This window comes from Rhizobium sp. RU20A (assembly GCF_900155885.1).
Taxonomy (GTDB): Bacteria; Pseudomonadota; Alphaproteobacteria; order Rhizobiales; family Rhizobiaceae; genus RU20A.
The window spans coordinates 1-19,976 of sequence record NZ_FTMB01000009.1; the positions used below are offsets into that span (position 1 = coordinate 1).

General features: G+C 65.3%; 15 protein-coding genes. 4 read left to right on the plus strand and 11 right to left on the minus strand.

Translation table 11 applies throughout. The features are described 5' to 3' along the window. The first annotated feature begins 192 nt into the window (after positions 1-192). Both repA and repB read left to right on the plus strand, forming a co-directional pair. Positions 193-1,389, plus strand: a complete 1,197-nt coding sequence (gene repA, locus F3H41_RS17595) for a plasmid partitioning protein RepA (RefSeq protein ID WP_149739994.1) — start codon at positions 193-195, stop codon at positions 1,387-1,389. An 80-nt stretch (positions 1,390-1,469) separates the two neighbouring features. Then, positions 1,470-2,447, plus strand: a complete 978-nt coding sequence (repB, locus tag F3H41_RS17600) for a plasmid partitioning protein RepB (RefSeq protein WP_149739995.1) — start codon at positions 1,470-1,472, stop codon at positions 2,445-2,447. A gap of 359 nt (positions 2,448-2,806) precedes the next feature. Here repB and F3H41_RS17605 read toward each other — a convergent pair whose 3' ends face one another. The 4 genes from F3H41_RS17605 to F3H41_RS17620 all read right to left on the minus strand — a co-directional run bounded on the left by F3H41_RS17605 (position 2,807) and on the right by F3H41_RS17620 (position 8,135). Next, positions 2,807-3,313, minus strand: a complete 507-nt coding sequence (locus F3H41_RS17605) for a MarR family transcriptional regulator (RefSeq protein WP_244616258.1) — start codon at positions 3,311-3,313, stop codon at positions 2,807-2,809. A 231-nt stretch (positions 3,314-3,544) separates the two neighbouring features. After that, a complete protein-coding gene (locus tag F3H41_RS17610; RefSeq protein ID WP_149739997.1) occupies positions 3,545-5,047 on the minus strand; it encodes an NAD(P)(+) transhydrogenase (Re/Si-specific) subunit beta in 1,503 nt (500 codons plus the stop codon). A gap of 17 nt (positions 5,048-5,064) precedes the next feature. Next, positions 5,065-6,639, minus strand: a complete 1,575-nt coding sequence (locus F3H41_RS17615; protein ID WP_149739998.1) for a Re/Si-specific NAD(P)(+) transhydrogenase subunit alpha — start codon at positions 6,637-6,639, stop codon at positions 5,065-5,067. A gap of 458 nt (positions 6,640-7,097) precedes the next feature. Then, positions 7,098-8,135, minus strand: a complete 1,038-nt coding sequence (locus tag F3H41_RS17620) for a LacI family DNA-binding transcriptional regulator (RefSeq protein ID WP_149740109.1) — start codon at positions 8,133-8,135, stop codon at positions 7,098-7,100. Positions 8,136-8,305: 170 nt separating this feature from the next. Between F3H41_RS17620 and F3H41_RS17625 the strand changes: the two genes are divergently transcribed. Both F3H41_RS17625 and F3H41_RS17630 read left to right on the plus strand, forming a co-directional pair. Then, the gene (locus F3H41_RS17625) at positions 8,306-9,253 is read left to right on the plus strand and encodes a dihydrodipicolinate synthase family protein (protein WP_188129518.1); all 948 of its coding nucleotides are present in this window, start codon (positions 8,306-8,308) and stop codon (positions 9,251-9,253) included. A gap of 159 nt (positions 9,254-9,412) precedes the next feature. Beyond that, positions 9,413-10,696, plus strand: a complete 1,284-nt coding sequence (locus F3H41_RS17630; protein WP_210246673.1) for an Nramp family divalent metal transporter — start codon at positions 9,413-9,415, stop codon at positions 10,694-10,696. A gap of 665 nt (positions 10,697-11,361) precedes the next feature. Here the strand turns inward: F3H41_RS17630 and F3H41_RS17635 are convergent. From F3H41_RS17635 to F3H41_RS17665, 7 genes are all read right to left on the minus strand, one after another. Further along, positions 11,362-12,867 carry a tripartite tricarboxylate transporter permease gene (locus F3H41_RS17635; RefSeq protein WP_149739999.1) on the minus strand — a complete coding sequence of 502 codons (1,506 nt, stop codon included), beginning with the start codon at positions 12,865-12,867 and terminating at the stop codon, positions 11,362-11,364. A gap of 10 nt (positions 12,868-12,877) precedes the next feature. Further along, positions 12,878-13,339 carry a tripartite tricarboxylate transporter TctB family protein gene (locus tag F3H41_RS17640; protein WP_149740000.1) on the minus strand — a complete coding sequence of 154 codons (462 nt, stop codon included), beginning with the start codon at positions 13,337-13,339 and terminating at the stop codon, positions 12,878-12,880. 245 nt (positions 13,340-13,584) lie between these two features. Continuing rightward, positions 13,585-14,562: a tripartite tricarboxylate transporter substrate-binding protein gene (locus F3H41_RS17645; RefSeq protein ID WP_149740001.1), complete on the minus strand. Its 978-nt coding sequence runs from the start codon at positions 14,560-14,562 to the stop codon at positions 13,585-13,587. A 201-nt stretch (positions 14,563-14,763) separates the two neighbouring features. Continuing rightward, complete coding sequence (locus F3H41_RS17650; RefSeq protein ID WP_149740002.1) at positions 14,764-16,116, minus strand: sigma-54 dependent transcriptional regulator; 1,353 nt, start codon at positions 16,114-16,116, stop codon at positions 14,764-14,766. Further along, a complete protein-coding gene (locus F3H41_RS17655) occupies positions 16,113-17,849 on the minus strand; it encodes an ATP-binding protein (RefSeq protein WP_244616267.1) in 1,737 nt (578 codons plus the stop codon). The genes F3H41_RS17650 and F3H41_RS17655 overlap by 4 nt, the downstream gene beginning before the upstream one ends. Positions 17,850-18,042: 193 nt before the next feature. Further along, the gene (locus F3H41_RS17660) at positions 18,043-19,446 is read right to left on the minus strand and encodes a PepSY domain-containing protein (protein WP_149740004.1); all 1,404 of its coding nucleotides are present in this window, start codon (positions 19,444-19,446) and stop codon (positions 18,043-18,045) included. A 94-nt stretch (positions 19,447-19,540) separates the two neighbouring features. Continuing rightward, positions 19,541-19,948: a DUF2946 domain-containing protein gene (locus tag F3H41_RS17665; RefSeq protein ID WP_149740005.1), complete on the minus strand. Its 408-nt coding sequence runs from the start codon at positions 19,946-19,948 to the stop codon at positions 19,541-19,543. Positions 19,949-19,976 lie beyond the last annotated feature (28 nt).

Below are 19,976 nucleotides of genomic sequence, written 5' to 3' on the forward strand. Positions count from 1 at the left end.
ACGTCGGAAAGGTTTGAAAATGATGCGCATTTCCTGCACCTTCCCTCCTACCCAGACGCAAAATTGACCTTGCAGAACACCTATCCTGATCGGGTTTTGACCCTAAGACTTGTGCGATTCCCGCAAATCACACCATAATAGCGGCAGATCGGCCCCGTGGCCGAAATTGCCGCCAGAACCCGGTGAGACACCATGCAGCACTTTCCCGCCCTGCCCGCCTTCGAATTCGACGACAAGATCCTGAACCAGGGTGCGGAGATTTCCCGCAAGCTCGACCAGTTGCGTCTTGAAAAGTTTCCGCCGAATGCGCGCAAGACGCTCAGGCAGTTTTCCATGGCGGAAGTCGCCCATTACCTCGGCGTCAGCCCCAACAATCTCAAGCGCCTGCATCTGGAGGGCAAGGGCCCGGTGCCGACGACGGCGTCGGGCGGGCGGCGCTTCTACACGGCCGAGCAGATGCAGGAACTGCGCCTCTTCCTCGATCGCACCGGCAAGGCGGAGGCGAAGAAATACGTGCCGCACCGCAAGCCCGGCGACAAGCTGCAGGTGATCGCCGTCGTCAATTTCAAGGGCGGCAGCGGCAAGACGACGACCACGGCCCACCTCGCCCAGCATCTGGCGCTGACCGGCCACCGCGTGCTCGCCGTCGATCTCGACCCGCAGGCCTCGCTCTCGGCCCTGCACGGTTTCCAGCCGGAGCTCGATCGAAATCCCTCGCTCTACGATGCGATCCGCTACGACGAGCAGCGCAAGGCGATCGCCGATATCGTCATGCCCACCAATTTTCCAGGCCTCGACATTATCCCGGCCAATCTCGAGCTGCAGGAATACGAGTATGACACGCCGCTCGCCATGCAGGGCGGCGGCGAGGGGCGGCGCTTCTTCACCCGCTTCGGCAAGGCGCTGGCGGAGCTGGACGAGCGCTACGATGTGGTGGTGGTCGATTGCCCGCCGCAGCTCGGCTACCTCACCCTGACGGCGCTGACGGCGGCGACCTCGGTTCTCATCACCGTGCATCCGCAGATGCTCGACCTCATGTCCATGTCGCAATTCCTGCTGATGCTCGGCAACATCACCCGCACCATCAAGCAGGCCGGCGCCGATGTGCGCATGGACTGGCTGCGCTATCTCATCACCCGCTACGAGCCGCAGGATGTGCCGCAGGTGCAGATGCTCGGTTTCATGCAGTCGATGTTCGCCGAAGAGATCCTGAAAAGCCCGATGCTGAAGACCACGGCGATTTCCGATGCGGGCCTCACCAAGCAGACGCTCTACGAGGTTGACCGCGCCGCCTTCACGCGCGAAACCTATGACCGCGCCATCGAATGCATGGATGCGGTGAATTTCGAGATTCAGGGGCTCATTCACCGGGTCTGGGGACGGCTTTGACGGACGTGCGGTGTTGACGGCCGTAAAAACGGGTTATTTCGGAAGAGATTTCAAGGAATTAGACGGAGAGGAAACGCGGCATGGCGCGCAAGAACCCCTTTGCCAACGTGATGGACGACAAGCCGGCCGAGGAGGGCCGCGTGGCGCTCGACTATACGATCAAGGGCGCCTCGAAGTCGATCCTCAGTTCCATCAACGAGATGGCCTCCCAGGCCGACAAGCTGCTGGAAGGCGAGACGGTGGTGGAGATCGCCCCCGCCGACATCGACGTCTCCTTCGTGCGCGACCGCATGGCGGATGACGATGCCGAGTTCGAGGCGCTGGTGGAGGCGATCCGCGAGCGCGGCCAGGACAGTCCCGTGCTGCTGCGCCCGCATCCGTCGAAGCCCGGCCGCTACATGGTGGTCTTCGGCCATCGCCGTGTGCGCGCCGCCGCGCGGCTGGAGCGCAAGGTGCGTGCCGTCATCAAGCAGATGGATGACCGCGCCCATGTGATCGCCCAGGGGCAGGAAAATTCGGCCCGCGCCAATCTCTCCTTCATCGAGCGCGCCGTCTTTGCCGAGCGGGTCGCGCGCCTTGCCTATGACAATGACAACCGCGTGGTGATGACGGCGCTGGCGGTGGATCGCAGCACGCTCTCCAAGATGCTCTCCGTCACCGCCATTCCCGGCGACGTGCTGGAGGCGATCGGCGCTGCCAAGGGCATCGGCCGTGACCGCTGGTACGAGATGAAACAGTTGCTCGAAAAGCCGGCGCGGCTGGAGGAGGCGAGGGCGGTGCTTTCAGGCGCCGAGATGACGGCGCTTTCGAGCGACGAGCGCTTCAACCGGCTGATGACGGTTCTGAAGGCCTCCAGCAAGCCGTCGAGGGTAAAACCCGCCGTCAAAAGCCGCAGCTGGGCCGCCGACGACAAGGGCGTTGCCGCCGACATCACCTCCGACGGCCGCCGCTTCACCCTGGCGCTCAAGGCCCGCGACGCCACCGATTTCGGCGATTTCCTCGCCGACCGCCTGCCGGAGCTGTACACGGCGTTTCGCAAGGAGAAGGGCGGGGCGTGACGGGGGCGGTCGATCGTGGATGCCGCACAGTTTCGGCGTCGCCGTTGCAGCCCTCACCTTCTCCGTCATCCTCGGGCTTGACCCGAGGATCCATGCCGCCCCCTGCGCCCTTGGCTGTGGATCCTCGGCTCGGTGGCCGAGGATGACGGCGTGTGGGGTGGCGGGGCTCCCCGATCGCGGACGCTGCGAGGATCTCGTGGCCCGTCTATGACAGCCGGCTCTCCCTTTGTCCCGTCATCTTGGGCCTCGAACCGACGACCGAGGCGGCCGTTCCAAAGCCCCCCGTTAACCCCCGGTTAACCATAAGCCTCCGCGCAGGCCGTGCCACGCGGCAGGGGAGGGCCCCCGCCTGCCTGCCGTTAGTCCTCGTCGCTCTCGTCGCCCGAGAGGTGGTTGCGGGTGGATTGCTTGACGAGTCCGACATGGGTCAGAAGGCCGGCGATGACGATGGGGTCGACATCAACCATCATCTCCTTCAGCCAGTTCTCGTGCGCCTCGGCCATGGCCTCGAAGGTGGTGCGTCCCTTTTCCGTCAGCCAGGCGACGATAACGCGGCGATCCTCCGGCAGGCGCTCGCGCCTCACCAGCCCGTCCGCCTCCAGGCGCTCGACAAGGCCGGTGACGTTGCCATTGGTGACCATGGTGCGCTTGGAGAGTTCGCCGAGCCTCAGGCCATCCTTTTCGCGGTAGAGCTGCGAGAGCAGGTCGAATTGCGGAAGCGTCGCGCCGAATTCGCGGCGCAGGCGCCGGCGGATTTCCTGGGACATGAGCTTGGTGGTGGACAGCAGCCGCAGCCACAGCCGAAGCTCGGGCTTCTTGCCTTCCTGCGTATCGTGGACGACGGCCTCGAGGTCGAATCCCGGCACTTCATTTCCCTTCATCTGGCCCGGCCCGTGCTCGTTCCGGCGGGCCGCAGCCACCGATCCAAAGCCCGGCTGGTCACCGCATGGCGATCTCTTACCCAAGCAAACTTGAACGTTCAAGGATCGACCGGGGCGGGGAGGGCGAAAGGGTAAGTGGTCGTCAACAAAAAGCCCCGGGGATCTCTTGGGATCGCCGGGGCCCTGTTCGGTCTGCGCGGTCCGGATGCGGCCGTATCAGTCGATCAGCGGCAGCAGCTCGCTGACGGACTTCTTGGCATCGCCATAGAACATGCGGGTGTTCTCCTTGAAGAACAGCGGGTTCTCGATGCCGGAATAGCCGGTGCCCTGGCCGCGCTTGGAGACGATGACGAGCTTGGCCTTCCACACCTCAAGCACCGGCATGCCGGCGATGGGCGAGTTCGGGTCGTCCTGGGCGGCCGGGTTGACGATGTCGTTGGAGCCGATGACGATGACGACATCCGTTTCCGGGAAGTCCTCGTTGATCTCGTCCATTTCCAGCACGATGTCGTAGGGCACCTTGGCTTCGGCGAGCAGCACGTTCATGTGGCCGGGCAGGCGCCCCGCGACGGGGTGGATGGCGAAGCGGACGGTCTTGCCGGCGGCGCGCAGCTTGCGCGTCAGTTCGGACACCGCAGCTTGAGCCTGCGCCACCGCCATGCCGTAGCCGGGCACGATGATCACGCTGTCGGCTTCCTTCAGGGCCGATGCCACGCCGTCGGTATCGATCGCCACCTGCTCGCCGGTGATTTCCATCGCCGGACCCGTGGTGCCGCCGAAACCGCCGAGAATGACGGAGACGAAGGAGCGGTTCATCGCCTTGCACATGATGTAGGAGAGGATGGCGCCGGAGGAGCCGACCAGCGCGCCGGTGACGATCAGGAGATCGTTCGACAGCGAGAAACCGATGGCCGCCGCCGCCCAGCCGGAATAGCTGTTCAGCATGGAGACCACGACCGGCATGTCGGCACCACCGATGCCCATGATCAGGTGATAGCCGATGAAGAGCGCCAGCAGCGTCATCAGGATCAGCGTCCAGCTGCCGGCGCCATTGAAATAAAGCACGAGCAGCAGCAGCGAGCCGATGGCGGCGCCGGCGTTCAAGAGGTGGCCGCCGGGCAGCTTCGTCGCCTTGCCGTCGATCTTGCCGGCCAGCTTGCCATAGGCGACGACCGAGCCGGTGAAGGTGACGGCGCCGATGAAGACGCCGAGGAAGACCTCGATCTTCAGCACCGAGAGTTCCGGCAGGGTCTTCTGCGCGACCTTCAGCGCAAAGCCGTGGAAGTCGGCGAAGAGGTTCGGCTGGCCGAGGGTGGCCGCGCAGTCAATGGCGCTCATCAGGGGATCGCAGCCCGCGATGCCCGCACCCGACAGCGTCGAGGCGATGCGCCACATCTCGATTTCGGCATTGAAGCCGATGAAGACGGCGGCAAGGCCGACGAGGGAATGCATGGCGGCAACGAGCTGAGGCATTTCCGTCATCTGCACGCGCTGGGCGACGACCCAGCCGATCGCGCCGCCGATGACGATCATGGCGAGCGAGACGCCCCAGTTGCCGGCACCGGGCCCGTAGAGGGTCGCGGCTACGGCGAGCGCCATGCCGACGATGCCGTACCAGACGGCGCGCTTGGCGCTTTCCTGGCCGGAGAGGCCGCCGAGCGAGAGGATGAAGAGAACGGCCGAGACCACATAGGCCGCTGTGGTGAATCCGTATTCCATAGGTCTACTCCCCCGGCTCAGGACTTCTGGAACATGGCGAGCATGCGCCGCGTCACCATGAAACCGCCGACGATGTTGATGCCTGCCATCAGCACGGAGAGGGCGGCAAGGATGATCACCAGCCAGTTGCCGGAGCCGATCTGCATCAGGGCCCCGAGGATGATGATGGAGGAGATGGCATTGGTGATGGCCATCAGCGGCGTGTGCAGCGAATGGCTGACATTCCAGATGACCTGGAAGCCGATGAAGCAGGAGAGCACGAAGACGATGAAATGGCTCATGAAGCTGGCCGGCGCATAGAGGCCGGCGAGGAGGATCAGCGCGCCGCCGCCGGCGAGCATCATCACCTGGCTGCGGGTCTGCGCCTTGAAGGCGGCGATCTCGCGGGCCCGCTTTTCCTCCGGCGTCAGTTCCTTCACCTTCTCCTTCGGCTTGGCGGCCGCGATCGCCTGGATCTTCGGCGGCGGCGGCGGGAAGGTGATGGCGCCCTCATGCGTCACGGTCGCGCCGCGGATCACGTCGTCTTCCATGTTGTGGACGACAGCGCCGTCCTTGGCCGGCGTGAGGTCGCTCATCATGTGGCGGATGTTGGTGGAATAGAGCGTCGAGGCCTGCGCGGCCATGCGGCTCGGGAAATCGGTATAGCCGATGACGATGACGCCGCTGTCGGACACGACGCGCTGGTCGGGAACCGTCAGGTCGCAATTGCCGCCGCGCTCGGCGGCGAGGTCGATGATGACGGAGCCGGGCTTCATCATCGCCACCATGTCGGCGAGCCAGAGCTTCGGCGCATCGCGGCCGGGAATGAGGGCGGTGGTGATGACGATATCGATCTGAGGCGCCAGCTCACGGAACTTGGCGAGCTGCTTTTCCCGGAATTCGGGGGAGGAGGGGGCGGCATAGCCGCCGGTCGCTGCGCCGTCCTGGGCCGGGCCGTCGAAATCGAGGAAGACGAATTCGGCGCCCATGCTCTCGATCTGTTCGGCGACTTCCGGGCGCACGTCGAAGGCATAGGTGATGGCGCCGAGCGAGGTGGCGGTGCCGATCGCGGCAAGACCCGCAACGCCCGCGCCGATGACCAGCACCTTGGCCGGCGGCACCTTGCCGGCGGCGGTCACCTGCCCGGTGAAGAAGCGGCCGAAATTGTTGCCGGCCTCGATGACGGCGCGGTAGCCGGCGATATTGGCCATGGAGGAGAGCGCGTCCATCTTCTGGGCGCGGGAGATGCGCGGCACCATGTCCATGGCGATCACGCTGGCGCCGGTCTCCTTCGCCTGCTCCAGAAGCCCCTTGTTCTGGGCGGGGTAGAAGAAGGAAATCAGCGTCTTGCCAGCTGCAAGGCGGGCGACCTCGGCCGTCTCCGGCGGGCGCACCTTGGCGATGATGTCGGAGCCCGCATAGAGCGCCTCGGCGGTTTCGACCACGCTGACACCGGCGGCGCGATAGGCATCGTCGGAAAACCCGGCTGCCTTGCCTGCGCCCGCCTCGATCAGGCAGCTGTGGCCGAGCTTTTGCAGTTGCAGCGCGCTGTCCGGCGTCATGGCGACGCGCGCCTCACCCGGATAGAGCTCCTTCGGTGTTCCGATCTTCATATGAAACCTCCATTCCTGCGATGATGTTCTGGCGATCCGTTTCCGGAGCGGCTGTGCATGGTGCTGTGCGCGCGGGAAAGCCTCTGCCGCTCGGGACAGCGCACCGGACACAGGCGCGGGTCAGCAGGCGAAAGCCCTGCACCGATGCAAGCCATCCGGAACATCCTCCCCGTGCCGGCTCCCCCCGGCATCTTTTCCTGCGGTCTGCGAGCCATCCCCCTGGCAGTTCCAGCCCCGACAATCCCCCGTTATCGCATCGTCCACAAATGGCAAGGCCGCCGGCAGCCCAATATGACCACTATTTCAAACTTAAACGATTTAATCCCTCGTCAGGGACGATAGAGGAGAACAGCAGGCCTGAACAGCCAGCCGCGCCGCGTCCGGGATAGAAAATGGCGCATCGGCGCAACAAAACAGGTTTGACTTTCCTGCGGAAGCGCCAGCCTCGGCCGATTGGCTCACGACTTGTCCGCTGCGCGCGCCGTCGATTGCCGGGGGATGAGGGTCGGGGCGCTCATGCGGATGCGGTCCTCGCCCGACGTCGCCCCATGGGTCAGGAGATCCAGTGCCTGGGAGGCGATCTGCTCGAAAGGCACGCGCACGCTCGTCAGGGGCGTCGGCAGGTGGCTGACGATCGGGATGTCATTGTAGCCGACCACGGAGACGGCTTCGGGAACGGAAAGCCCCAGACGCGACAGGCAGGAGAGGGCGCCGATGGCCGTGTTGTCGTTCACCGCAAAGATGGCGGTCGGCGGTTCGTCGCGGCGCATCAGCTGTTCGGCAGCATGCGCGCCGGCATCGATACCGAAACTCGACGGGATGACCATGGCCGGGTCAAGCCCAAGGCCGGCTTCCGCCAGCGCTTGCCGACAGCCTTCGACACGCCGGCGGCTGCTGGAGGCGTAGGCAGGGCCGGCAATGACGCCAATCCGGCGGTGGCCAAGATCCAGCAGGTGCCGTGCGGCAAGGTATCCCCCCAGCCGGTCGTCGCCGATGGCCGACAGGTTGCGTCCGTCGGTGCGCAGGGCCAGCACGAAGGGAATGCCGCGGGCCACGAGTTCATCGGGAAAATCGTCCCCGTCGCGCGCCGTCGACAGCACCAGACCATCGACGCCGCGCTTCAGAAGCGATTCGGCCGCCAGCCGGTCCGCTTCCGGCCGGTCGTCCGTGGTGGCGACGATCGCAAAGCGCCCGTTGCGGCTGCAGGCCGTGGCGAGCGCCTCGTAGAGCATCGCCATGACCGTATCGGTCAAGCGGGGCACGATGACGCCGATGGTCAGCGTATTGCCGCGCCGCAGGCTGGCGGCCGAGACATCGCGCACATAGCCCATCCTTTCGGCGATCTGACGGACCCGGCGGGCCGTCTCATTGTCCGAGCGCGGCAGGCGCTCGTCGAGAATGCGCGAAACGGTGGATTTCGAGACGCCCGCTGCCAGTGCAACGTCGATGATGGTGACTCGGCCCTGCCGGCCGACGTCATCCGGTTTGCTGTCGATATCGCTCATGTCATGCGGTCCTTCATGTCGTGCGGACCATGCAACAAATCGTGACGATCAAAAAGGGGGTTGAATCCCAGGATCTCCGAAACGATAGTGGGAACGTTCCCGCTACCGATCCCAAAGCTGATCCCACAGGGAATCAGCCGCAGCCATGGAGGAGATATCCGATGCAACCGATGGATCTGAGAGGTCTGAGCCCCGCCCCCGTCACCGCCTTTACCCGCGACGGCGAAGTCGACTATGCCGCCAATGCCCGCCTCGCGAAGTGGCTGGCCGGCATGGAGGGCGTAAAGAGCCTTGTCATTCTGGGACATGCCGGGGAGGGCACGTTCCTGACGGAAGAAGAGCGCCTCAAGCTCATCCACACCTATGTCGAGGCCGTCGACGGCGCGATCCCGATCATTGCCGGCATCACGGGCGAAGGCACCAAGGTTGCCGCCGAGGAAGCTCGCAAGTGCAAGGCTGCCGGTGCCACCGGCGCGCTGGTCTATCCGAACCACGGCTGGCTGCGCTTCGGCTACCAGAAGGGCGCACCGCAGGATCGCTACAAGGCGATCTGGCAGGAATCCGGCCTGCAGTGCATTCTCTTCCAGTACCCCGACGCCACCAAGGCGAGCTACGATCTCGACACGCAGCTGGCTATCGCCACCCAGGACGGTGTCGTCGCCACCAAGAACGGCGTGCGCAACATGAAGCGCTGGTATGTCGAGATCCCGGAACTCAAGAAGGCCAACCCGAACCTTCAGGTTCTGAGCTGCCATGACGAGTGGCTGCTGCCGACCATGTTCGACGTCGATGGCCTCCTGGTGGGCTACGGCAACATTGCCCCCGAGCTTCTTCTCGATCTCATCGCCGCCGGCAAGGCGCAGGATTATCCCCGTGCCCGTGAGGTCTTCGAGCGGCTGCTGCCAATTACCCGCGCCGTCTACCACCGCGGCTCGCACATGGAAGGCACGGTTGCCCTCAAGCTCGGCCTCGTGCATCGCGGCCTCCTGGATCACGCCACGATCCGTGAGCCGCTGAAGAACCTCGGCGAAAAGGCGGAAGCCGAAATCTTCGCCGCCTTCGAAGCGGCCGGCATCAGCCGGGCCAGCGCGCTGCTCGCCGCAGAATGATAGGGTGGCCCCGCAGCCGTGAGGAGGCTCGGGGCTACTCGGCTCGCTTCTGACAGGGGATCGGCGCGAGACGCGGCAATCCCCTGCCAGGCTAACGTGACGCCGCCGTACCATTCCGGAGGACGAAGGGTGCGCGCGCAAGAGGAGGAGGACACGCCCGTGCGTGAGCAACATGAATCGGTATTGCAACCCATAAGCCCCGTCGCCATGGATGCGGGCCAGCGCGTGCCCGCCATCGGCTGGGCCCAGCGATTTGCCCTGATCGGCCCTGCCTTTGTGGCGGGCGCCTGGCAGTTCGGCCCCGGCAATCTGACATCCGCCGTCGAAGCGGGCAGCGCCTATGGCTACGCCTTGATCTGGGTGATCGTCCTGTCGACCGTCCTGATGATCACCTTCACCGACATGAGCGTCCGGGTGGGCATTATCGCGCCCGGCTCGATGATCGAGACGATCAAGGCGTCGCTCGGCAAGCCCGTGGGCATTCTCGCCGGCGTCAGCGTTTTCTTCATCACCCTGTGCTTCTCGGTCGGCAATGCCGCGGGATCCGGTCTTGCACTCTCCATGCTGTTTGGCGGTTCAGCCCTCCTGTGGACGCTGGCCTGCAGCCTCGCGGTCGGCTTCATCCTGCTGATGCGCAATCTATACAGCGTGGTCGAACGCATCCTGATCGTGCTCGTCGCCATGATGGCCATCGGCTTCATCTGCAGCGCGTTCCTTGCCCGTCCGGATTGGGCAGCGAGCGCGGCCGGCCTCGTGCCGACGTTTCCGCCGAATGCGCAGCTGCTGATCATCGCGCTCGTCGGCACCAATTTCTCCATCAACGCCGCCTTCTTCACGAGCTATGCCACCCGCGCCAAGGGCATCAAGCCCTCTCAGTACCGGGATGCGACGATCACCGACACGCTGCCGGGCATCATCGCGCCGGGTATCATGACCTGCCTCGTCATCATGGTCGCCGCTGCCGTTCTCGGCCATACCGGCGAGCGGGTGCAGACGCTGGTGCAGCTTGCCAACGTGTTCGAGCCGCTGGCCGGGTCCGTCGGCACGAAGCTCTTTGTCCTCGGCTTCTTCGGTGCGGCCTTCTCTTCCATGCTCGCCAATGCGACGGCCGGCGGCACGCTTCTGTCGGATGGCCTTGGCTGGGGCGGCGCCTTCGATTCGCTGAAGACCAAGCTTCTTGTCGGCTGCGTTCTGGCCTTCGGCGCCTTCATCGTCGCCGTGGCGCCCGGCTCGCGTGTCCAACTGATCATCTTCGCCCAGGCGATGACGGTCCTCGTCGCTCCGTTCCTCGCCGCCCTCATGCTGGCCATGGCCAATCGCCGCGAGATGGGCGCCCTGCGCAATGGGTTGTGGCAGAACGTGCTGGGGGCTTGCGGCTTCCTCTCGATCCTCGCGGCGAGCGGGCTGCTGATCGTCAAGCTCACCGGCATGGCGGCGGGCTGAGGCTTTCCGGCCAACCATCGATCGACCGCCGGCGGATCAGGGTCCGCCGGTGGTTTGCGGTGCGCAACAATTGTCCGGCCCGTTTACACATTCTTGGCAGTTTGTGGGCTAGCCATAGGGCACGGGCGCTTCTGGTAGTGCGTACGCCCGATTTGGTGCCGCGCCGACTTTTCGCGGCAAAGAACGTCCCATTTTTCCAATCCTGTCAGAGTGTTGCAGTCAGGCGCGCACGCATTGCCTGCGCGTCATCGCGTCCTGTGCTGCCGGGGTTGTCGCCCTGCATGCCCACGCATTGCTGCTTTGCACAATAGACATTGGTCGAGCGGGCAAATGGCGGCTATAACCATCATCAGAAACCGGGTCTCCTCCTCCTCCCAATGACCCGGTTCTCTCGACTACGGACCTCCTCCTCCTCCCAGTCCGTGGTCACAATCGGGAAGCCCGGCACTCCTCCTCCCAGCCGGGCTTCCTCTTCTCTCCCCGAGCTTGTCACTGATACCCGAACCGTCCGCCGTGCCGTCCAAGGTGCTGTCGGACGCTTTTGCATGTCCGGCGTTTGGCGCCGTTCTCCTCTCTCCCGCGCCTCTGGCGTTGCGAGACAAAAAGGGCCCCGAAGCGTGGGCTTCGGGGCCTTGAGGAGGAGAAGGGAGGAGACGGGCTGTTGATCAGCCTTCTTCCTGGAAGACCGTCTCGCGCTTTGCCTTCACGCTTGGCAGGAAAACCACGATCAGGACTCCAAGCGCGATGAGCAGCAGGGTGGCGCTGATCGGCCGGGTGACGAAGGTGCTCGGATCGCCACGCGACAGGATCATGGCGCGCCGCAGATTTTCCTCCAGCAGCGGCCCCAGTACGAAGCCGAGCAGGAGAGGGGCCGGCTCGCAGCGCAGCTTGGAGAGCAGGTAACCTGCAAGGCCGAAGCCGGCGACCGCATAGAGGTCGTAGGGGTTGCCGTTCACGCTGTAGACGCCGATGGCGCAGAAGGCCATGATCGTCGGGAACAGCACGTAATAAGGCACCGTCAGAAGCTTCACCCACATGCCGATCAGCGGCAGGTTCAGCACGACCAGCATCAGGTTGCCGATCCACATGGAGGCGATAATGCCCCAGAAGAGAGCCGGCTGCTCGGTGGCGACATTCGGGCCGGGCACGATGCCCTGGATGATCATCGCGCCGATCATCAGCGCCATCACCGGGTTGGCCGGAATGCCGAGGGTCAGAAGCGGGATGAACGAGGTCTGGGCACCGGCATTGTTGGCCGATTCCGGGCCGGCAACGCCAGCAATCGCGCCCTTGCCGAATTCCTCGGGCGTCTTGGAGATCTTCTTCTCCACCGTATAGGAGGCGAAGGAGGCGAGGATGGCGCCGCCGCCGGGCAGGATGCCGAGCGCCGAGCCGATGCCGGTGCCGCGCAGGACCGGTCCCACCATCTGGCGGAAATCGTCCTTCGTCGGCAGGAGGCCGGTGACCTTCTTCATGAGGACGGTGCGGTTGAAGTCGCCTTCGAGGTTGCGCAGGATCTCGGCGATACCAAAGACACCGACGGCGAGCGCCACGAAGTTGAGACCATCGGCATATTCCGTGATGCCCATCGTGAAGCGCGGCGTGCCGGTATAGATGTCGGTGCCGACGAGGCCGAGCAGCAGGCCGAGCGAGACCATGGCCAGTGCCTTGATCACCGAGCCGTGGGCCAGGGCGATGGACGAGACGAGGCCGACCACCATCAGCGAGAAATATTCGGCCGCGCCGAATTGCAGCGCGACGGCCGTCAGCGGCGGTGCGAAGATGGCGACGAGCAGCGTCGAGACCGAACCGGCGAAGAAGGAACCGATGGCGGCAATGGCGAGCGCCGCGCCGGCCCGGCCCTTGCGGGCCATCTGGTATCCGTCGATGGCGGTGACGGCGGAGGAGGATTCGCCGGGCATGTTGATGAGGATGGCGGTGGTCGAGCCGCCATACTGCGCGCCATAATAGATGCCGGCGAGCATGATCAGCGAGGAGACCGGCTCCAGCTGGAAGGTGATCGGCAGCAGCATGGCGATGGTCGCGGTGGCGCCGATGCCGGGCAAAACGCCGATCAGCGTGCCGAGCAGCGCGCCGATCAGACAGAACATCAGGTTGGCCGGCGAGCCGGCTGTCATGAAGCCGAGGGCGAGATTGTTGAAAAGTTCCATGGCGGCCTCCTTAGAACCGGACCCAGGGGCCGAAACGCTCGAAGGGAAGCCCGAGCGCATAGCTGAAGACGGCCACCGAGAAGACGGTGATGGCCGCGGCAAGACCGAGCGCGCCGAGCGGCTTCATCTTTCCGGAGGCGAAGGCGGCGATGAAGGCGGTGATGAAGAGCGATGGCACGAAGCCGAGACCGCGCACCGTCAGGCCGAAGAAGATCGGTGCCGGCAGGATGAAGAAGATGCCGCGCCAGGCGAGCATGCCCATCGGCTGTTCTTCCTTGCCGAAGGAGCCGACGAGGATGATGAGGCCGAAGATCATCAGCAGGATGGCGAGCACGAACGGAAAATAGCCCGGGCCCATGCGGAAGGCGGTGCCGAGGTCCAGCGCGAGTGACTGGACGGCGAAGAACAGGCCGAGACCGATGAAGAGGGCTCCACAGAGCAGGTCGGTCCGGTCATAACGAGATGGTGACATGGTTTCCCCCGGAGGTCAGGCCGTCCGGCGCATCGGCTGCGGCGGCGGCGGGCCACGACCCGGCTCTTGCCGCCGGCGATCGGAACCGGAGACGACAGGCACGGGCATGAATGGTCTTGAGGTTCGTCAAAGGTGCCGGGCAATGGCGTCCGGCACCATCCCCGACGAGCGAGGAAGTCGGCGGGCGCTGCGTCCTCGTTGCACAGCGCCCGCCTTTCGCCTTTCAGGGAAAAGCGAAAGCGCGATCAGTCGGCGTAGGTGCCGGCTGCGTCGATGATCGGCTTCCAGCGGGCGATTTCGCCTTCGAGCTTGGCCTTCAGCGCCGCCGGTGTTGCGTCGGCTTCCGACGATGGCGCGGTGCCGAGTTCGGCAAAGCGGGCCATCACGTTCGGGTCCTTCAGGGCCTTCTGTAGCGAGGCGGAGAGCTTGGTGTTGACCGCTTCCGGCGTGCCCTTCGGCGTGTAGACGCCATGCCAGATCCCGACTTCGAAGCCCGGCAGACCACCTTCGACGGCCGTCGGGATGTCCGGGAAGATCTCCAGGCGCGCGGGCGAGGTCACGGCGTAGGCCTTGATGGTGCCGCCCTGGATCTGCTTGGTCGTGTTGGTGGTCTGGTCGCACATGATGTCGACCTGGCCGCCGAGAAGGTCGGTCATGGCCGGACCCGTGCCCTTGTAGGGAACGGTGACGAGCGGGGTCTCGATGGCGCTCATGAACAGCATGCCGCACAGGTGCGAGGCAGCGCCGATGCCGGCATTGGCGACGGTGATCGTGTCCTTGTTGGCCTTGACGTAGTCGATCAGGCCCTTGAGGTCGGTCGGCTCGAGATCCTTGCGGGCAACGATCGTCATCGGCACCTCGGTGACGAGGCCGACATAGTCGAAGGCGTTCAACGGATCGTAGGCGAGCTTGCGGTAGAGCGTGGCGCTGGTGGCCATGCCGATATGGTGCAGCAGGACGGTGTAGCCGTCCGGATCGGAACTGGCGACGCGGCCTGCGCCCAGCGTGCCGCCGGCGCCGCCGACGTTTTCGACGATGATCTGCTGGCCGAGGTCCTTCGACATGGATTCAGCCACGAGACGCGCCACGGTATCCGTCGGGCCGCCGGCCGAGAAGGGCACGACCATCGTGATGTTGCGCTCCGGATATTCGGCATAGGCCGCGCCGGAAAAAAGGGTAGCAGCCATCGCGCCCGCGACAGCGAGCGTCTTGAAAAATGACATGGGGTTCCTCCACCAGTTGAGAGCGGATCCGGCGCACTCCTCAGTGCCGATCGCTGGAGATGGATTGTCGTCAGGCTGGTTCGCGATACAACGGTCAACCTGCCGCTCGTCTCAATTTTCTCTGAACGCCGGGTCCCCGATGGGTGGAGAGGGTAACAAAGCCGCCGGCGCATGGGTGGATTTCCACCCATCTGGGCCCCGTCAGTCGGCCAGACGGGCGTCCTGCTTGTCGAGACCGTATTTCTGCATCTTCTCGTAAAGGGTCTTGCGGGAGATGCCGAGGCTTTCGTAGACCGGTTTCAGCGCCCCGCCATGGGCGGCGATCGTGCTGGCGATGATGCGCCGTTCATAGGCTGCGACACGGTCGGCGAGCGGTGTCTCGGCGGCCTCGTCAGCTCCGCCGGCGCGGGCCGGCTCTGCCTGGCCGATGCCGAGCACGAAGCGGTCGGCGGCGTTGCGCAGCTCGCGCACATTGCCCGGCCAGTCGGCTTCGCCCGTCTGCGCCAGCACCGCCGGCGGCACATCGGGGTCTTCCCGCCCGTAGCGGGCCGCTGCCTCGCGCACCAGATGCAGGAAGAGGAGGGGAATGTCGGCCCGTCGCTCGGCAAGGGACGGCACGCGCAGGGTCGCGACGTTCAGCCGGTAGAAGAGGTCGGCGCGGAAGCGGCCGGCGGCGACTTCCCCTTCGAGATCCACCTTGCTGGTCGCCACGAAGCGCACGTCGAGCGGCATGGTTTCGTTGGAGCCGAGCCGCGTGATGGTGCGCTCCTGCAGCACGCGCAGGAACTTGGCTTGCAGGTCGAGCGGCATGGAGCCGATCTCGTCGAGCAGGATCGTGCCGCCGCGGCCGTGCTCGAACTTGCCGTGCCGGGCCCTCAGCGCGCCGGGAAAGGCGCCGACCTCATGGCCGAAAAGCTCGCTCTCGATGAGGGATTCCGGCAGGGCCGCGCAGTTGATGGCCAAAAACGGCTTGCCGGCGCGGCTGGACAGATCATGCAGCGCCCGCGCCGCCACTTCCTTGCCGACCCCGGTCTCGCCGATCACGAGCGTATCGGCCTCCGTCGCGCCGATGGCCCGCAGACGATAGCGCAGGTCCACCATCACGGGCGTGCGGCCCGGCATGCGCGTTTCCAGATCGTCAGCCTTGCCGGCGACGGCTCTCAGGCGCCGGTTTTCCACCACCAGCGCGCGCCGGTCCAGCGCCCGGCCGACGACGCCGGCCAGCGTTTGCAGCGAGAAGGGCTTTTCGATGAAGTCGTAGGCGCCCTCGCGCATGGCCTTCACCGCCAGCTGCACGTCGCCATGGCCGGTGACGAGAATGACGGGGATCTCGTGGTCGATCTCGCGAATGCGCTGCATCAGCGTCATGCCGTCCATGCCCTGCATGCGGATGTCGCTGATGACGACGCCGTTGAAGCCGAAGGTGACGCGGGTCAGCGCATCCTCGGCGCTTGCCAGGGCCTCGACCGTGAAATCGGCAAGTTCCAGCGCCTGGGCGGTCGACCGGCGCAGCTCTTCCTCGTCGTCGATGAGCAGAACGCGCGGGCTGTTCACTGGGCGGCTTCCATTCGTTGCTGGGCGGCGGCCAGCGTGATCTGGAACATCGCGCCGCCCTCCTCATGGTTGGAGACGGACAGCTCCCCGCCGAAATCCTTGACGATATTGTAGGAGATGGAGAGGCCGAGGCCCAGCCCCTTGCCGACACCCTTGGTGGTGAAGAAGGGGTCGAAGATGCGGGCCGCGATTGCCGGCGGCACGCCCTCGCCATGGTCGCGCAGGGTGATGATCACGCTGTCCCCCGTCTCGCGCGCCGCAAGCTCGATCACCCTGACCTCGCGTCCCTCCACCGCATCGGCGGCATTGGTGATGATGTTGACGAGCACCTGCTGGAGGCGCACGGGACCGGCCAGCACCACGGGTGCGGGATCGCCAAGATCGATTTCGAGGCGCGCGCCGGCGGCATTGAGGCGCGGCGCGACGATCTCGAGCGTATCGGTGAGAACGTTTGCCAGCGGCACGGCCCCGAGCCTTTCGTTCGGCTTGCGGGCGAAATTGCGCAGGTGCTGGCCGAGCGACGCCATGCGATCGACAAGCTTGGTGATGCGCGAGACATTGTCGGAGGCCTCGGCCGTCCGGCCCCGCGCCATCAGCAAGGCGGCGCTTTCGGCATAATTGCGCACTGCCGCCAGCGGCTGGTTGAACTCGTGGGAGAGTGCCGCCGACATCTGGCCAAGGCCCGCGAGCTTGGCGGCCTGGATGAGATCGGCCTGGGTCTCCCGGAGCTTCTGGTTGACATCGGCAAGGTCTGAGGTGCGCTCCTCGACGCGTCGTTCGAGCTCGGCCTTGGCACGGATTTCCATCTGCAGCTGCTCGTCGCGGCGAACCTTTCGCTGGATCAGCACGAGGAGGCCGAAGCCGGCCAGCAGCAGCGAGAGCACGATGACGATCATCGCAGTGCGGGTCTGGCTGTTGACGGACGTCGTGTCCATCAGCACATGCACCGTCCAGCCGGCATCGGGCACATGTTCTTCCAGCGCCAGATATTCCCGCGCCGCCCCATCCTTGCCGCTGAGGGTGACGAGGACGTGGTCGCGGAACCGCGTTTCCGTCATCGGCAACTCGCGCAGCACCGCATCCGAATAGCGCCGCGAGGCGCGCGTGCGGGCGAGGCGCTCCTCCGTCAGCGGCTTCAGGCTCGCATAGAGCCAGTCGCGATTGCCGCTCATGAAGATGATGCCTTCGGGATCTGTCACGATGATGCGCGATTCCGCCTCCGGCCAGCTCGCCTCGATCTGGTCCACATCCACCTTGACGACGATGACGCCACGGATCGTGCCGAAGATGCGCACCGGCGCGGAGAAGTAATAGCCGCGTTTGCCCGAGGTGGTGCCGAGCGCATAAAAACGCGCTTCACGCCCGGCGATCGCCTCGTGGAAATAGGGCCGGTAGCTGAAATTCTCCCCGACGAAACTGGCCGTTTGATCGAAATTGCTGGCGGCGATCGTCGCGCCCGTGTCGTCCAGGAGGTAGATGTCCGAGGACTTCACGAGCGTGTTGATCGCCCTCAGATAGTGATTGGCATTGGCCGTGAACGACTTCTGGTCCGGGCGGGTCAGCAGGTCCTGGATGTCGTCCTTGTCGGCGATCAGCGCCGGCAGCGCTTCGTAGCGCCGCAAATGGCCGTTCAGCGCCGCGACGGCAAGGCTGAGCGTGCTTGCCGCCTGCGACGAGGCCTCGTCGAGAAAGCTGCGGCGCAGAAAGGGGCTGCTGATGCCGGCCGCCAGCACGGCGAAGGCAATCGTTACCGCAAACACGGTCAGGCCCCGTCGCGTCTTTTGCTGCACCCTTGTCCTCCTGCCGGCCTCGGGGACCAGCATAATCATGCCGCGACGGCTTGACCATGGGGTGCGTCCTGACCGCATGCATCTTCCGCGCCGCCAGGAATGACGGCGCGGAAGATGGGGGAGGCGGCTTTCCTGATCAGCCGAAGGCGTGGCGCAGCGCCGGGACGCGGGCCAGCACCAGCGTGTCGAGTGCCAGCACCGCCATCAGCGTCAGGCCCGTCAGCGGGAAAGCCATGGAGACGACGAGCATCAGCAGCATGGCGCCCTTCCACATCGGCACGTTTTCCGGCATGGGCGGCGGGGCAAGGCGCAGCGCTCCGGCCGGCCGGCGCTTCCACCACATGACGAGGCCGCTCACCGACAGGAACAGGATGGCGACACAGAAGACGGTCACCAGTATGAGGTTCCACGTTCCCATCTCGCCCTCGTGGAAGGCGATGCCGACGGCCATGGCCTTGGCGACGGGCGAATAGTCCTTATAGCCGATATCGGCGAGGATCTTGCCCGTGTAGCGGTCGATATGGACGATGCGGTCGGTGGTCGGGTTGCTGGAATCATAGCTCATCGTGTCGCGGGAAATCGACCAGACATCGGTCTCCTTGACGGGAATGTTGAGCTGGAAGCGCTGGTCGAAGCCGATGCTGCGCGCATAGGCAACCACCGATGCAAGATCCGGGGCAACGCCCTCGGCAAGGCCCGGCGTGCCGGCATCCGAACCGGAGACCGGCATCGGCGTCTGCTCCAGTGTCCAGGGCACGTTCTTCGCGCCGCCGTCATTGAGGGCCTCAGCATGGGTCACGTCGGACAGCGGCGTGTCGTACCACTTGCCGATCGGAAAGGTGTTCCAGGCCTGCGTGAACTTTTCGCCCCACACCCCTGCCCAGGACAGGCCCGTGAGCAGGAAGACCAGCAGCAGCCCGGCGCTCCAGAAGCCGACGACCTGATGGAAGGACTTCCACAAAAGCCGGCCCTTGAGGCTGACATTCGGCAGCACCACGCTGCCGGCCGCCTTCTTCTCGCGCGGCCACCACAGATAAAGGCCGGTGATGATCAGCACGATGCCGAAGCCGCAGGCGATCTCGATCAACCGGTCGCCGATCGTGCCGATCATCAGCGAGCCATGGATGGTCTCGGCAAAGTCATACCAGCCATCCCGGCGCGGCCAGGCACCGAGCGCCTCGCCGGAATAGGGATTGACGGCGACCATGATGGCCTTGTCGTCGACATTGACGCGAAAGAGCGCCGCCGTTTCGGGCGTGCGGGGGGCGATGTACTGCTTGAGAACGCCGCCGGGGACGAAGCTCAAGGCGGCGGCGGCCTGCTCCGTCACGCTGCGCTCCATGCCGGCGGGGGTGATCGGAAAGGTCTTTTCCCCGTCTCGGCCATAGAGCACGCTCGCCCAGACCATGATGAGGCCGGTGATGGCGAGCATGGCGAGGAAGGGAGCGACATAAAGGCCGGCATAGAAATGCCAGCGCCAGGCGGCGAAGTAGAAGGTGCGCGACGGCGTGCGCGCGGGTGCGGTCTGAGCAAGGCTCATGGAAAACTCCTGAAGAGACGGATTGAGCGACCGCCACGCCGTCAGAACACGCTGAAATCGCGCATGGCTGCCGGTCGGTCGGTCGATGGACGTGTCAGATCAGGAGGCCAGGGGGCGCCCGCGAGAGGGCGTTTTCTCCGCGCACGGGGCGCGTTTCGGGGCTCTCATAGGGCGGAATGAGCCGTTCGATGAGACGACCGGCGGAAATGCCAGGCGTTTGCGTCGGCAGGGGCAGCAGCACCGAACCGGTGATGCGGCAGGCTTCGCAGCCCGCCATGCCCGAGACCGGCCCCTTGCCCTCGCCGGCCTTTTCGCCCGAGGGCGCGCACAGGCTGGCGATCGAGCCGTCCGGCAACACGTAGTCGGTCAGGTCGCGGAGCAGCGAGGCAGGGGAGGGGGCGGCGGAGGCGACGGGAACGCGGTGGGCAAAGCCGACGCACAGCAGCGCCAGCGCGCACAGCATGCGCACCCCAAACTGCCATCTCGCCACGTGCTTGCGCACCGCCGTCGTCCCCGATTTCCCCTGGGAG